Here is a 16,211-nt window from a genome sequence, read left to right as displayed (position 1 = left end):
CGAGATGAGATATTTTCCCGATTCGGCCTTAGTGCAACTGGAGTTTGACAAGATACAGGCTTTATTACAAGAACATTGCAAAACGGAGCTGGGCAAGCAGATGGCCGAGGAGCTCCGGCTGCATACGCATATCGATTATGTGAAAACGGCGCTGCAACAGGCGCATGAATACAAACAACTGGTACTGTTACAGGAGTATTTCCCCAATGACCCGGTGCTGAACCTCAAAACGGAGCTGCGGCTGTTAGGCATACAGGGGGCGGTTTTGAAAGAAGACCAGCTGATGCAGCTGCGCAAGCTGGCGGAGATCATGCAAAGTATTTTCCGGTTTTTTGACCATGACCGCCGGGTGCAGTATGCGGGGTTATACGAAGTGGTGACCCAGACCCATTATGAGAAAAAGATCATTTCCCTGATAGACGATGTGCTGGATGAAGCCGGGCAGGTGCGGGATAATGCTTCCCCTGAGCTGGGAAAGATCCGCATGCAGCTGTTCCGTAAACGTACGGAGCTGCGCCGGGTGTTTGACCGTGCACTGCAGAAGTTAAATAAACTGGGTTACCTGGCGGATATTGAAGAGGCTTTCCTGAATGGCCGCCGCGTGCTGGCCATCTTTGCGGAGAATAAGCGTATGGTAAAGGGTATCCTGCATGGGGAGTCTGACACCCGTAAGACCGCTTTTATAGAACCTGAGGACACCATTGAGATCAACAACGAGGTGCTTAGCCTGGAAAGGGAAGAAGAAAAGGAGATATACCGGATACTGCGCACCCTAACGGTGGCGCTGAGCCAATTCAGCCCTTTACTGAACACCTATCATGATATACTGGGGCTGTACGATTTTATACGTGCCAAGGCCCGGCTGGCCCTGGATATGGACGGCAATTATCCCATGCTTACGGCCCATGCGCAGGTACACCTGGTAGAGGCTTACCATCCGCTGCTACTGCTGTATAACCGCCGGAACACCAAACCTACCATCCCCATTAACGTTACGCTGGACAAGGATAGCCATATCCTGGTGATCAGCGGGCCTAACGCCGGGGGTAAAACGGTGACCCTTAAGACGGTAGGCCTGATACAGCTGATGCTGCAGGCCGGGTTGCTGGTGCCGGTACATCCTACCTCACAGCTGGGTATTTTCCGGCAGCTGATGATCCACATTGGCGATACGCAATCGCTGGAGTTTGAGCTGAGCACCTATAGCTCCCACCTGAAGAATATGAAGTACTTTATGGAGAACGCCAACGGTAAAACGTTGTTTTTCATAGACGAACTGGGTAGCGGCTCTGACCCTAACCTGGGCGGCGCTTTTGCGGAGGTGATCATGGAAGAGCTGGCGCGGAAACACTCCTTTGGGATTGTGACCACGCACTACCTGAACCTGAAGATCATGGCCAATAAGGTAAAAGGCATTATTAACGGCGCCATGGGCTTTGACGAGCAGAACCTGCTGCCCATGTATAAACTGATCGTGGGCAAACCGGGCAGCTCCTATACTTTTTCCATTGCCCAGCGTATTGGGCTGGACCAGGGGCTGATCAACCGGGCGCGGAAGCTGGTAGACGAGGGGCATTTCCGGCTGGATAAGCTGCTGAATAAAGCGGAGCAGGATCTGCAGAAAGTGGAGCAGAAAGAAAAGGACCTGCAGAAACTCCTGAAAGAGAATGAACGGTTGAAGAAGGAATACGAGATCCTGTCTGATAAAGAACGCCAAAAACAGCAACAGGCTTTACTGAAGCTGCAGAACAAGATACGGGAAGATGAGCTGCAGTACCTGAAGGATATGGAGCGCAAGATGAAGCAGATCGTGGTAGAATGGAAGCGTACGGACGATAAGCAGAAGGTGATGAAACAGGCGGAAGCGCTGCTGTTCCACAAACGGCAGAAACAGATCAATGAGAAACAGGAGAAAAAAGTGAATGATAAGTTCCAGGAAGTTGGCGGAACGGTGAAGGTGGGCGACCAGGTGAAGATCATCACGAACAACTCAGTAGGCAAAGTGCTGGAAATAAGGGATAAACGGGTGATCGTGAAGATAGGCAACCTGCCGATGAATGTGAAGCTGGCGGATCTGGTGGTGGTGCAGGAAAGGGCGAAGGAACCGACGGAGTAGTTAATGTGCTGATGTGCAAATGTGCAGATGGATTGGAGCGAAGTGAATGAATGAATGTATGAATGAATGCCCGGAAATATTGGCGGCTGAAAGTGGACAGCTGATGTATCGAAAGCGGACAAGTGAGACATGTTATAATATTTAATGTGTTGATTAATAGATGGGTATTTATCTGGCATTTTCTTAGTGTGGTGTCCTATAAACCCATCATTGTTCATGATCACCAACTACCTGAAGATTGCCTGGCGCAATCTTGTCAACAATAAAGTTTATAGCGCGATCAATATACTGGGGCTGGCTATGGGAATGGCTGTGGCCCTTATTATTGCGTTATGGGTGTATAAGGAACATTCTTATGACAAGTTCCTGCCGGGGTATGAGCAGGCTTACCAGGTAAAGCGGAATTTTAACTCCAATGGCGAGCTGCTTACTTTTAATACTACTTCCTTAAAGCTGGCGGATGTGCTACGTCATAATATCCCGGAGATAGAATATGTGGCGGAAACGGACTGGATGGGGCCTCATGGCCTGATGGCCGGAGAGCGCAAATTGTATATTCCGGGAGGCATCACCGGCAGTGATTTCCTGAAGATCTTCCAGTTTCCCCTGGTGGAGGGAACGGCGGCGGGCGTATTGCAGGAGCCGTTTTCCATTGTGCTGACACAATCCACCGCTAAAGCTTTATTTGATACGGAGGATGCGGTAGGGAAGATCGTACGGTTCGATAATGAGCATGACCTGAAAGTGACGGGCATATTAAAGGACCTGCCGGCGAACAGCTCCTTTCAATTTAAGTTCCTGGTTCCTTTTAGCTATTGGGATCAACCGGGCACCTGGGTGCAGAACGCCCGTAAGGGCGGGTTTAGCTGGAATTCCTTTCAGCAGTTTGTAAAGCTGCGGGAAGGCGTCAGTTATGCCAGGGTAGCGGCTAAAATTAAAGATATTGAAAAGAGCGGGGACGACGAGAATGGGAAACGGTCTGATGTGATCCTGCAGTCCTTTTACCGCGGCCATTTACATGGGGAGTATAAAAATGGTAAAGAGGTAGGCGGTTTTATTGAGTATGTACGGATTTTTAGCGTGGTGGGTATACTGGTGCTGCTGATAGCCTGTATTAACTTTATTAACCTTACCACCGCGCGTTCCGCCAAACGGGGGAGGGAAGTGGGGATCCGGAAGGCGATCGGCTCTGCGCGTAATGCACTGGTCCTCCAATTCCTGACAGAATCATTCCTGCTTACTTTCCTGGCTTTTGTAGTGGCTTTATTAATGGTGCTGCTAACATTACCGGCCTTTAACGGCCTTACGGGCAGCACATTGCGTATACCTTTTGCCAACCCGGTATTCTGGCTGGCAGTCATGGGCGGGATTGTATTAACCGGTTTGCTGGCTGGTAGCCGTCCTGCATTTTATCTTTCTTCCTTTAACCCGGTAAAAACGCTGAAGGGCGCGGTACAATCGGGCCGCTCCGCTATATTTTCAAGGAAAGTACTGGTGGTGGTGCAGTTTAGTTGTTCCGTGGCGCTGATTGTCAGCACCCTGGTGGTATACCGGCAGATCCAGTATGCAAAGGACCGGCCTACGGGATTCCAGGCAAGTCAGCTGATAATGAGCAATACCAACAGCGAGCTATCGCCCCATTATAGGGCGCTGAAGGACGATCTGCTGCGCAGCGGCGTAGTGCAGTCTGTAGCCACGGCTTCCAGTCCGGCTACCAATGTGGAGTGGCATTCTGATGTTGACCAGTGGCCGGGTAAATACCCGGATGAGACAATAGAGATGGGAGTTGTGCAGGTGGACCAGGATTATTTCAGGACGATAGGGATGACGCTGCAAAGCGGCCGGAGTTTCACGGGTAATTATCCGGCGGATTCGGCGGATGTGATACTTAATACGGCGGCGGTGAAGCAGATGCGTTTAAAAGACCCGCTGAACCAGGTCATTAATTTTCAGGGCACGCAGCTGCGGATCATTGGGGTGATGAAAGATGCGCTGCTGGCTTCTCCCTATACAGCTGCAGAGCCGATGTTATTTTCCGCCACGAATACTACAGCAGGTTATATTATGTACCGGCTGGCGCCTGGTGTGCAGGTACATTCCGCCCTGGAAAAAATAACGGCGATCTTTAAAAAGCATAGTCCGGCGTTTCCTTTCCAGTACAGTTTTGTGGATGAGGAATATAACCGGAAGTTCCAGCAGGAGCTGCTGATGGGGCGTTTGTCCGGGATATTGGCTGTGCTGGCCATTGTGATCTCCTGTTTGGGGTTATTTGGGCTGGCGGCTTATATAGCGGAGCAGCGTACCAAGGAGATAGGTGTGCGGAAGGTACTGGGGGCGTCTGTAACGCAGGTATGGGTATTGTTATCGGGGGATTTTGTGTGGCTGGTGATGATCAGCTGTTGTATAGCCACGCCGGCAGCGTTCTATTTTTTACAGCATTGGCTGGAGAAATATGATTACCGGATCACGATGGGGCCGGGGGTATTTATAGTGGCGGCGGTGATGGCGTTGGCGATCACGCTGGCGACGGTGAGTTTTCAGGCGGTGAAGGCGGCGTTGGCGGACCCGGTGAGGAGTTTGAGGTCTGAGTAGGTGTCAGAGGCGTTTGTTGCAATGGAGCACTGGATAATGGTTATTCGTAATTTGAATAGCGGAATTGTTACTAATTCCGGAAAGGTAACAGACTACTGAGGTAAGCTGTTACCTTTTTATTTTCGTAGTGCAGGAATGGTTACATACCACCATTCTCTGCGATTAACTACCCCCGATAAAAAATATACCCGTTATTTATATTGATTTTCAATTGATTATAATATATCCTGTCTTTTTTTGACGATTTTATGGCATTTCCTGACTTGCTTAGCTGGCTAATTATCTCTAGTTTTGTTCCGTGAACCGGGGTGAAGTTGATATTGCGGGGATTTCCTGCCCGGAAGGTAACCCATAAAAGATAAAACATGAAAGGATGAACAAGACACCGGTGATGGATACTGTGAGTTACCTGCTTTCAAGAATAGCCAAAGCGCACCGTAACAAGGCGAATGCGTTGCTGGCATCCCTGGATCTGCACGCGGGACAGGAATTATTGTTGCAACAGATCTGTAAGCAGGAGGGGGTTACCCTGAATGAGCTGACCTGTGATATGTGCGTATCTGCCGTAACGGTAACGCGGATGGTGGAGCGCCTGGAGAAGAACGGGTTTCTGAAAAAGGAACGGTGTATGGCAGATCAGCGCTCCGTACGTGTATACCTTACGGAGAAGGGAAAGCAGGCGGTGGAAAGCATCACAGAAAAAATGTGGGAAGAACTGGAAAAGGAAACAGTGGCCAACTTTAGTATAGAGGAGCGGATATTATTAAAACGGTTGTTGATGCAGGTGCTCCGAAATCTGACCTGATCCTTAGCTGACTAAATACTTATCTAGTTTGATCTGCGCAAGTTGTCATGAAGAATTAATTCTAATTATTTCATAAATGCTGGGAGGATATTTTAACTTTGCGATAATCGATGTGAATGCGTGTTCTGTAAGCTGTATTAGTAGTATCAATTATTGCTGCCTTTATATCCACTGCATGATCTGCAAAACGCTATTCATATGAAGAACAATGTGTTAATACCCGTATATGATATAAACAAACATGATGCAGGTAATCTGGCCATTGATGGATTTGCCGTAGGCCGTTCCCTGAATATGCCGGCACATAACAATGAGCCGCACCGTCATACGGGCTTCACTATTACATTGCTGCTATCCGGGCAGCTGACGCAGTATATTGATTTTGAAAAGCACACTGTGAGCGCGCCGGCTGTGATCCTGTTAGCGCCGGACCAGGTACATCAACATGGAGAGGAAGATACCATCAGTGAATCCGTGTATATCCACTTTGATAAAGATTTTCTGTTGGCGGAATCGCAGGGTATGATGAACTGCTGGGCATGTATCTTCTACAAACGGGCCATCCCTGTAAAGGCGGCGCAGATGCAGGAGCTGATGAATTTTGCGGGTTTGATACTGAAGGAGTATGCCAATGTGCGGCCCTTGCGCGAGAGTATTATCCGTAACCTGCTGAACGCCCTGGTAATGGCCTGTGGCCGTTTACCGCAACACAATATAGCCTATATGCAATTGGTGGATAGCGCGCAGAACCGGATGGTACGGCAATTCAACGAGCTCTCTGATCAGCATTTCCGGGATAAGACGCAGGTATCCAACTACGCGGAACTGTTATTTGTAACGCCCGGGCACCTGAATGATACGATCAAATCTGCCGTAGGGAAAACAGCCAAGCAGGTTATAGACGAGAAGCGGATCATGGAGGCAAAGCGTTTGTTATTCTGGGGTGAGCATTCCGTGAAGGAGATTGCCTGGAAGTTGAATTTTGAGGATGACGCTTATTTTAACCGCTTCTTTAAGAAACACACCGGGCAAACGCCGGCATTGTTTCAACGTAGTATCCGGGAAAAGTACAATTAATACCGCAATTTGGTTAGTAAGGATTGCGAGCGCTTGTATTATTTTTGCGTCAGTTTTATAAGCTAATGAAAATGAAGTCAGACACGCCCACGAATCCTTTGGGTTGAATTTTTATTACACTGTAACAATTTGACTTGTTTATCCGTATAAGGGAGGCACGTGGGATCTAACCATGCACCACTTGTTTGACCGTTTCTGTTAAACCACTACCCAACTGTCACTAAAACTTAAATGTTGCAATTACTGTTATAAGTAATATAGGCCATGTTTTGTCCTATTTGCAGGTTTTGGATCGTCATAATAGCATAACATATATAACACTATAACAATGGAACCATTATCAAAACACATGATCACGCGCAAGCCTACGGGCTACTTGTCCGGCATTCTGCCGGCCGCTGTTCTGTATGGTTGCAGATCGTCTGCCGCCAGCTCAGAAGAAGGCCGGAATGCCGGTGCACATTTTTTATCAAGCTTAATATTTAAATAATTTAATTATAGTTATGAGACAAGCCATCTTAAGTTTACTGGTAGTATTATTATATAGCTGTTCATCCAAGCAGGCAGCGCCACCGCCGCCGCCGCCCCCGCAATTGCCCGTAATGGCAGTTACGTCAGAACAGGCTACTACCTACCTGGAATTCCCCGCCTCCCTGGAAGGAAAGGTAAATGTTGAAGTACGTCCGCAGGTATCCGGTTACCTGGAGAAAATATTTGTAGACGAAGGCGCTTATGTTAAAGCAGGTCAGCCTTTGTTTAAAATAAACCCGAACGTATACGCTGAACAGCTGAACGGCGCCAATTCAAACGTACTTGCTGCAGAAGCCAATATGGAGCGTGCACAGGTAGAAGTGGACCGCCTGCAGCCCCTGGTAACTGCCAACGTAGTATCTGACGTACAGTTGAAAACAGCCAAAGCAAATTTTGAGGCCGCCAAAGCCGCAGTAGCACAAGCTAAAGCCGCAGTAGGCAATGCCCGCATCAATGTAGGGTATACCCTGGTAACAGCTCCTGTGAGCGGTTACATAGGCAGGATCCCTTATAAAATAGGCGCGCTGGTAGGCAACAACGATGCACAGCCGCTTACCCTGCTGTCTGACGTAAGTGAAATGTATGCTTACTTCTCCATGAGCGAGCCTGATTTCATCGCATTCAAAAACAATTTCGCAGGTAATACGCTGCAGGAGAAACTGAAGGCAGCGCCTCCGGTAGAGCTGATCCTGGCAGACGATAGCGCATTTGAGCACAAAGGGAAAATAGAAACGGTAGAAGGCCAGTTCAATAAAACAACCGGCGCTATCAGCTTCCGTGCTACATTCCCCAATGCCCAGGGCATACTGCGTACCGGCAACACCGGTAAAGTAAGGTTAGCGCAGCAGGTTAGCTCCGCTATCAGCATCCCGCAGGAATCTACTTTCGAAATACAGGACAAAGTGTTTGTATACACTTTGGGCGATAGCAATAAGATAGCCAGCAGGCCTATCAGCATCGCAGGTAAAACCGCCAGCGTTTATTTTGTAAGCGATGGACTGAAAGCGGGTGACAAGATCGTTTTATCCGGAACCGGCAACCTGAAGGATGGCGCTGTGATCACGCCTCAGCCGGTATCTGCAGATAGTGTGCTTAAGTCAAAATCATTGTAAGTGACAGGCTATACTTTCATTGTAAAGTATAACATGTAAGAATCGATTTTACTTACAATCTAAAAAGTGAATTTATCATGTTAAGAAGATTTATATTAAGGCCGGTGCTTTCTACGGTAGTGTCCATTATCCTACTACTATTGGGCATTATCTCCTATTTCGCCTTGCCTGTTACTTTGTTTCCGGACATCGCGCCGCCCAGTGTGACGGTGACTGCCTCGTATCCCGGCGCCAACGCCGAAGTGGTGGCCCGTTCCGTGGCTAACCCGATAGAGGAAGCGGTGAACGGTGTGGAGAACATGACGTATATGACTTCCAACTCCAGTAACGATGGTAGTATGGTGTTAACGGTGTTCTTTAAACAGGGCACAGATCCTGATATTGCTGCGGTGAACGTGCAGAACAGGGTATCTAAAGCTACCAGCCAGTTACCCTCCGAAGTGGTAACCGCGGGCCTGAGCACGCAGAAAGTGCAGAACGGTTTCATTATGTTCATGGGTTTGACCAGTGATGATCCCAAACAATATGATGAGAAGTTCCTGCAGAACTATATTAAGATCAACCTGATCCCTCAGATCCAACGTGTGCCCGGTGTAGCGCAGGCGCAGATCTTTGGCGCCAAGGATTACTCCATGCGTATCTGGTTAAGACCAGACCGTCTGGCTGCGAATAACCTCTCACCACAGGAAGTACTGGCGGCTATCAAGGACCAGAATATTGAAGCGGCTCCCGGCCGTTTAGGCGAGAGCAGCAAGGAAACCTTTGAATTTGTATTAAAATACAAGGGTAAGCTGACCCAGAACGAGGATTATGAGAACATGGTGATAAAGGCGAACAGCGATGGGTCTATGCTTCGCCTGAAAGATCTGGCACGTGTGGAATTCGGCTCACTGAACTATGGAGCTAACAACATGCTGGACGGTAAACCCGCCGCTGGTTTTGCGATCATCCAGACAGCCGGCTCCAACGCCAACGAGATCCTGGAGAATATAGAACATTTGCTGGTGGACTTCAGGTCTACGCTTCCCAAGGGCGTTAGGACAGAAGTGATGTATAACGCCAAGGACTTCCTGGACGCCTCTATTGACCAGGTGCGTGAAACGCTTGTGATCGCATTCTTACTGGTGTTCCTGGTGGTGTTTGTGTTCCTGCAGGATTTCCGTTCTACATTGATCCCGGCGATAGCCGTACCTGTGGCCATTGTGGGTACGTTCTTCTTCCTGCAGCTATTTGGTTTCAGTATTAACCTGCTCACCCTGTTTGCGTTAGTGCTGGCCATCGGTATCGTGGTGGATGACGCCATCGTGGTGGTGGAGGCCGTGCATGCGAAGATGGAGCAGACCAGATGGCCTGCGAGAAAGGCTACGCTGAAATCAATGGATGAAATATCCGGCGCTATCATCTCCATTACCCTGGTAATGATGGCGGTGTTTATCCCGGTTGGTTTCATGCAGGGCCCTGCGGGCGTATTCTACCGTCAGTTTGCGTTTACCCTGGCTATATCTATCATGATCTCCGCGATCAACGCATTGACCCTGAGCCCTGCTCTTTGTGCGCTGTTCCTGAAGAATGCGCATGACGATAGCAATGGTCATGGCGAGCATGGTAAGAAGCGGGGATTTGGAAGCCGGTTCTTTAATGCGTTTAACGCCGCCTTCCAGGCGATGACACACCGTTATATCAAGAGCCTTGGCTTTTTGATCCGCCGTAAATGGCTGGCTATCGGTATGCTGGTAATTATCACCATTGGCGCATTCTTACTGGCCAGAAGGGCTCCGACAGGATTTATTCCTACGGAGGACCAGAGCTTTGTGTTATATGCGCTGAACACGCCTCCGGGTAGCTCACTGGACAGAACGCATAAGTCTACCAGCGCGCTGAATGGCATGCTGGGACAGAATCCGGCAGTAAAACATATCTGGACGGTGGATGGCTTTAACTTTATCAGTAACGCCGCTGCCTCTCCTTATGCCGCAGGTTTTGTGCGCTTAAAAGATATAAAGGACAGGGGACAGGTGAAAGGCATTGACCAGATCACCGGTATGATGTATGGACCGGCGAGCCAGCTGAAAGACGCCAGCGCGTTCTTCTTCACCTTCCCAACGGTACAGGGTTTTGGTAACGTGAGCGGTTTTGAGTTCATGCTGCAGGATAAACTGGACCGTCCGCTGGGCCAGCTAGGCATGAATGCATGGGGCTTTATCGGCGCGCTGATGCAGCGCAAAGAGATAGGCGCCGCCTTCACCACCTTCTCTGCAGGTAACCCGCAGTACAGGGTAGAAGTAGACAATTTCAAGGCTAAACAGCTGGGCGTAAATGTGAGCGACCTGATGGGCACCTTGCAGATCTACTATGGCGCCAGTTATGTGTCGGATTTCAACCGTTTTGGTAAATACTACCGCGTGGTAGCCCAGGCAGATATACCGTTCCGTAACGATATACACTCACTGGATGGTATTTATGTGAAGAACAGCCAGGATGAGATGGTACCGGTGAAAACGATGGTTACCTTAAAACGCGTATATGGTCCTGAAACGGTAACCCGTAACAACCTGTATAATGCGGTTACCATCAACGGTACGCCTAAACCAGGTTATAGTACAGGTGACGCCATCAAAGCGATTGAGGAAACAGCGAAGCAGTCATTACCGCAAGGTTATGGCTACGAGTGGACCGGCGCTACCCGTGAGGAGATCAAAGCGGGTGACCAGCAGATCTATATCTTCCTGCTAAGTATCATATTCGTGTATTTCCTGCTGGCAGCACAGTTTGAAAGCTATGTACTGCCGCTGGCGGTTATCCTGACCATACCCACGGGCATCCTGGGCGTATTTGCCTTTATTGGCTTTGCGGGTCTGGACAATAACATCTATGTACAGATTGGTATGATCATGCTGATTGGTCTGTTGGCGAAGAACGCGATCCTGATCGTGGAGTTTGCTGTGCAGCGCCGGCGCAATGGTATGGGCTTGCTGGAATCTGCGCTGGCTGGTTCAAGGGCTAGGCTCAGGCCGATCCTGATGACTTCATTCGCCTTTATCGTAGGTCTGATACCGCTGGTATTTGTGCAGAAGGGATCTGCTGTGGGTAACCACTCTATTGGTTACAGCGCCATAGGCGGTATGTTGAGCGGGGTAATACTGGGCGTATTTATTATTCCGGTACTGTACGTGATCTTCCAGTTCCTGCAGGAGAGAATAACAGGCCGTCCTGGTCTGCGGGTGTATGAAGAGGAGATGGAAGAAGAAGTGGCAGTACATTGAGGTAATAGCTAAGGTTAATAAAATTCATGTTATACATGCAAAAGAGATCAATTGTAACAATATTTTTCCTGATAGTTGTAGTGCTGGCAGCTTGCCGGGTGGGTCGTAATTACGAACGGCCCGCCCTGGTGCTGCCGGAACAGTTCAACAGTCAGCCCCAGGCCCCTTCTGACAGTAGTATAGCCGGAGTGGAGTGGAAACAGTTCTTTACGGACCCCACTTTACTGGCGCTGATCGACAGTACGCTGAAAGGCAACTACGATCTGCAGCTGGCCCTGAAGCGCATTGAAAGCGCACAATCATATGTAAAGCAGGCAAAAGTAGCCTGGCTGCCTTCCCTGGGTTTACAGGCAACGGCCAGCACCACATCGCCTTCCAAGAACAGCTTAAACGGTATTAGTTTGAGCAGCTTCCTGAAGACGAGCCATATTGAAGACTATACGCTGGCGGCTAATCTTTCCTGGGAAATAGACGTATGGGGTAAGATCAAAAGGCAGAAAGAAGCAGCTTTGGCTGCTTACCTGCAGAGCTATGAAGGCGCCCATGCGGTGCAGACGGAGCTGGTAGCCAATGTGGCCAACAGCTATTATAATCTGCTGATGCTGGATGAGCAGCTGCAGATCGCCAAACATAATGTGGCGCTCAGCGACTCCATCGTACAGATGATGCGCCTGCAGAAAGCAGCCGGCGAAGTAACTGAACTGGCTGTACAACAGGCTACCGCGCAGCAGCAGACCGCTGCGTTGCTGGTACCTCAGCTGGAGCAGGGCATTGCCATCCAGGAAAATGGTTTACGTATACTGGCCGGTCAACTACCGGGCACGTTAGCACGTAATGGCAGCCTGGAAGACATCCGTATGTGGGAGCAACTGAACACCGGTTTACCGGCAGAGCTGATCAGCAAACGTCCGGATGTACGGGCGGCTGAAATGGACCTGGTAGCAGCGAATGCCCAGGTAGGCGTAGCCCAGGCCAGCATGTACCCTACGTTAACACTTACGGGTACCGGCGGGCTGAACTCCTATAAAGCAGCGCACTGGTTTGATATCAACTCCCTGTTTGGCACAGTGGCCGGCGGTATTACGCAGCCGATCTTCCAGCGCCGTCAGCTGAAAACACAGCTGGAGCAGGCGAAGATAGCGCGCGATGAAGCGGCCATCCGTTTCCGTCAGCAGGCGCTGAATGCCATTGGAGAAGTGAGCAATGCGCTGGTAAGCCTGGACAAATTACAGGCACAGCGCCAGATAGCTACCGACCAGGTGAAAACGCTGGATGTGGCCATTGAGCAATCCCGTATGCTTTTCCGCAGCGGTTTGGCCAATTACCTGGAGGTGATCACTGCCCAGAGTAATTCTTTACAGGCCCAGCTGACAAGAGCAGATGTGGTAAGGCAGCAGTTGAGTGCAGGCGTGGAGCTGTACAGGTCTTTAGGTGGCGGTTGGAAATAAGTTGCTGAAGATATTAGAGCGATGGCCGGATGTTTTATCGGAAGATGGATTTGGGTATAGCGACCGGGATTTGGAACAGCGCAGATTTTGTATAGGGAAGGGGATTCGAACCCCGGACCTTTTACAGGTCTTTTAAGGGAGTGTTAGCGAGTTTGAGGGTTAGAGTCCCATCACCAGATAAAATGCCGGCCATAAGGCTTTAAAACGTTTTAATCATTAGGTTGGATAAAAGGTAAACAGGTAGGACTTGACTTAGCGCCGCACAATTTAATTGTGCGGCGTTTTTTTGTGTGGGCAGGAGGGGGGATTTTTTTGTGCTTTCTGATGGGGAGTATATACGGAGGGATGGGGGAAGACGAATATATGAAGGTGGGATTTCTTGTGAGGTCGCTATGGTGGCTGATATGTCTAAGCAGGGGCTGGTTTTTTCCGAGAGAGGAGAAAAAAAATTTTTTAAATTAAATTCCTTTTATACTTTTGCGCCCGGAGAGATGGCAGAGCGGTCGATTGCGGCGGTCTTGAAAACCGTTGACTGTTAAAGGTCCGGGGGTTCGAATCCCTCTCTCTCCGCCAGGAGCCTTACGAAAGTGAGGCTTTTTTTATTTAGCGGAAATCCTATATCCGGGGCGGATACCGGCAAGCAGTTTGATGGAATGAACAGCGAGCGGTCTGTTATCCTGCAAGTTTTCTTCAAACGGAAACAGTGAGGCAATGGGATTGAACAAAGACAGCGCAGTTTATACTACTTCAAACTAAACGGTATGACTTACAAAGAGCAGCTTGACGCTACAAAACAGTATTATCCTTTCGATAAATGGCGGGACGGTTATGATAATGGACTGGAACAATACACAGCGGAAAATTGTAATAAAACAAAAGCGGTTTTCGATACGCTGATCGAAAAATTAGGCGCACTTGGAGCGGATGCTAAGGAGAGTGATAAAGTTGAATTATTTAGGACAGCAGTTTTATCCCTCAATGCATTAAATGACGAAATTGGAGGTCTCATCGAAACGGGAGAACGTGAAGATCTATGTGCATTAATAGACCAGATAACAATTGCCGCCGGCATGAACCCTAAAGATTACGCAGGCGGCGAAGGTATAGCCGACGAATGGCGGGAGTGGTAAGCGCATCCGCATAATGGCCAACTATCCTGCTAACTGTTTGTATTGCAATGGCGTCATTTTAGTCTTATTCTTGAACAGCTTATTAAATGACTGCGGGTGTTCAAAGCCCAATTCATAGGCAATTTCTGCCGCCGTCAGGTCTGTGGCAGCCAGCTTCTGTTTAGCGACTTCAATCAATTTGGCGTGAATGTGCTGCTGGGTATTTGATCCTGTAAGGTTTCTCAGCAAGTCACTTAAATAACCAGCTGAAACATTCAGCTGATCTGAAAAATATTTTACTGATGGGATGCCATTTTGTAACGGGAGGTCTTCTGCGTAGTAATTATTCAGCGTCTTTTCAAATCGTTCAATGACCGGGCTGTTCACTGCTTTTCTTGTAATGAATTGCCGCTTATAATACCGGTTACTATAGTTCAGTAAGACTTCTATATAGGAAACCACCAGCTCCTGACTGCTATCATCAATAGCAGTCTCCAGTTCATCCTTTATTTCTTCAAAGATGTTCAGGATCTTTTGTTTTTCTTTTTCTGAAAGGTGTAGGGCTTCGTTGATGTTATAATTGAAGAAACCGTATTTGGTGATGGATTTTATCAAGTGGCTTCCGGAGAGCAGATCAGGATGGAAAAATAAACTGTATCCTTTGCATACGTCATTGTCATCCACGACAGATATGGGTTGGTTGGGCGCTATAAAGATCAGTCCTCCTTCGTCAAAATCGTAGTAGCCTTGTCCGTATTTTAGTTTGCCATTCAGATTGCTTTTGTAAGAAATCATGTAGAAGTCGTGAACGAGATATTTTACTTTAGCATCCGCTGCGATATCATCATGATTGATCATGGTAATTAATGGATGTTTGGGCCTGGCAACCCCTAATGCTCCGCACAGTCCGGATATTGACCTGAAGTGATGTATACCATTTTCAAGAACAGATCTATCTATCATGGTTTATGTTTTTATAAGCTTTGATCCTAAAAGGATCCAGGACTGAATGTTGTTTCAATCCTGAACCGTTTTAGCAGCTGGCTGTTTGCCATATAAATTTATCAAACAATTCTGTATAAGCGTTTGCTTACCGGCATCCCGGCCGTTTTCATCTGATAATTTTATTCAGCCGCAAAGAATTTGTCTGTAAAGGCCTGATATTCCTCTTCCGAAGTGTTGCGGCGGGCATTTAAAAGAGCCTGGATATCACTAGTGGGGAAATAGCGCAAACGATCGGTTCCATCAGTAGCGGCTTCGTAAATGGATAATACAACCCTTTCGATGGCATCCGCATCTACAGCATTCCGCATCCGAGTATATGCTTTACCGATCTGCTCCAGAAAAGGTACATAGTCGTTAATCAACTGCAGGCCTGCACTTTCGCCGCCTACGCGGTTCATAAAGTCAGTTTGCAAAGCGCCACCTGGCTCGATGATCTTTGCGCTGATCCCTAATGAAGCTAATTCATATCTTATTCCTTCCGTCCATCCTTCCAGGGCAAATTTGGATGAGCTATAAATAGAGGCCATAGGAAAGCCAATAGCGCCTGCACCGGAACTGATATTAATGATAATGCCTGACCGTTTAGCACGGAAATGAGGAAGAATAGCCCTTGTTACGTCCATGGCTCCAAATACATTCACATCAAATTGTTTTTGGATGGTCTCGCGGGACACCGTTTCAAACACTCCAAACTGCCCATATCCGGCGTTATTTACAACTACGTCAATGCTGCCGAAGCGGTTAATGCCTGCAGCAATAGCTGCATCGATGGATGTTCTGTCCTGAACGTCTAATTTTGTGACGAAAATGTTTTCTGATCTATCAAGGCTTTCCGTTTTGCTTGTGTCTCTCATTGTTGCAATGACATTCCAGCCTTTTGCTGCGAAATAATTGGCGGTTGCAGCTCCAAATCCGGATGAGGTTCCTGAAATTAATACTGTTTTGTTCATTTTTGAAGGTTTAATTGTTTGACATTTGATAATGCAAATTTCCCTTGTACTCAAAATTTCTAATTAACCAGAACAGGACAATGATTAGCCAGAATGAGGATTTTGTAGTAATGGGTAAATTTTATGGAGCACGGTCAGCAATTGATATATTTAATCCCTATCCCCAATCACCCTGATATGAGTGGGTCAGACAAGGCATATCC

At 48.2% G+C, this 16,211-nt stretch carries 10 protein-coding genes and 1 tRNA gene; 9 read left to right on the top strand and 2 right to left on the bottom strand.

The features are described from left to right. The first annotated feature begins 4 nt into the window (after window positions 1-4). From F0L74_RS25445 to F0L74_RS25405, 9 genes are all read left to right on the top strand, one after another. Window positions 5-2,116 carry an endonuclease MutS2 gene (locus F0L74_RS25445; protein WP_149840726.1) on the top strand — a complete coding sequence of 704 codons (2,112 nt, stop codon included), beginning with the start codon at window positions 5-7 and terminating at the stop codon, window positions 2,114-2,116. 216 nt (window positions 2,117-2,332) lie between these two features. Then, a complete protein-coding gene (locus F0L74_RS25440; protein WP_149840725.1) occupies window positions 2,333-4,708 on the top strand; it encodes an ABC transporter permease in 2,376 nt (791 codons plus the stop codon). 373 nt (window positions 4,709-5,081) lie between these two features. After that, window positions 5,082-5,513, top strand: coding sequence for a MarR family winged helix-turn-helix transcriptional regulator (locus tag F0L74_RS25435; protein WP_149840724.1), 432 nt, complete (start codon window positions 5,082-5,084; stop codon window positions 5,511-5,513). Between the two features lie 198 nt (window positions 5,514-5,711). Beyond that, window positions 5,712-6,590 carry a helix-turn-helix domain-containing protein gene (locus tag F0L74_RS25430; RefSeq protein ID WP_149840723.1) on the top strand — a complete coding sequence of 293 codons (879 nt, stop codon included), beginning with the start codon at window positions 5,712-5,714 and terminating at the stop codon, window positions 6,588-6,590. Window positions 6,591-7,093: 503 nt separating this feature from the next. Beyond that, window positions 7,094-8,233 carry an efflux RND transporter periplasmic adaptor subunit gene (locus tag F0L74_RS25425; RefSeq protein ID WP_149840722.1) on the top strand — a complete coding sequence of 380 codons (1,140 nt, stop codon included), beginning with the start codon at window positions 7,094-7,096 and terminating at the stop codon, window positions 8,231-8,233. Window positions 8,234-8,310: 77 nt separating this feature from the next. After that, complete coding sequence (locus F0L74_RS25420; protein WP_149840721.1) at window positions 8,311-11,496, top strand: efflux RND transporter permease subunit; 3,186 nt, start codon at window positions 8,311-8,313, stop codon at window positions 11,494-11,496. Between the two features lie 35 nt (window positions 11,497-11,531). Next, window positions 11,532-12,944, top strand: coding sequence for an efflux transporter outer membrane subunit (locus F0L74_RS25415; protein WP_246197814.1), 1,413 nt, complete (start codon window positions 11,532-11,534; stop codon window positions 12,942-12,944). Between the two features lie 485 nt (window positions 12,945-13,429). Continuing rightward, a tRNA-Ser gene (locus F0L74_RS25410) sits at window positions 13,430-13,517 on the top strand. Window positions 13,518-13,705: 188 nt separating this feature from the next. Then, on the top strand, window positions 13,706-14,074 hold the full coding sequence (locus tag F0L74_RS25405; RefSeq protein WP_149840719.1) for a hypothetical protein: 369 nt from the start codon (window positions 13,706-13,708) through the stop codon (window positions 14,072-14,074). A 21-nt stretch (window positions 14,075-14,095) separates the two neighbouring features. Here F0L74_RS25405 and F0L74_RS25400 read toward each other — a convergent pair whose 3' ends face one another. Further along, complete coding sequence (locus tag F0L74_RS25400) at window positions 14,096-15,016, bottom strand: helix-turn-helix domain-containing protein (RefSeq protein ID WP_149840718.1); 921 nt, start codon at window positions 15,014-15,016, stop codon at window positions 14,096-14,098. A gap of 161 nt (window positions 15,017-15,177) precedes the next feature. Next, window positions 15,178-16,008, bottom strand: a complete 831-nt coding sequence (locus tag F0L74_RS25395; protein ID WP_149840717.1) for an SDR family oxidoreductase — start codon at window positions 16,006-16,008, stop codon at window positions 15,178-15,180. Between the last annotated feature and the right edge of the window lie 203 nt (window positions 16,009-16,211).

The organism is Chitinophaga agrisoli, from assembly GCF_008386695.1.
GTDB classification, from domain to species: domain Bacteria; phylum Bacteroidota; class Bacteroidia; order Chitinophagales; family Chitinophagaceae; genus Chitinophaga; species Chitinophaga agrisoli.
The sequence above is the reverse complement of the archived record's forward strand: the minus strand, read 5'-3'. Positions and strand labels throughout refer to the sequence as shown.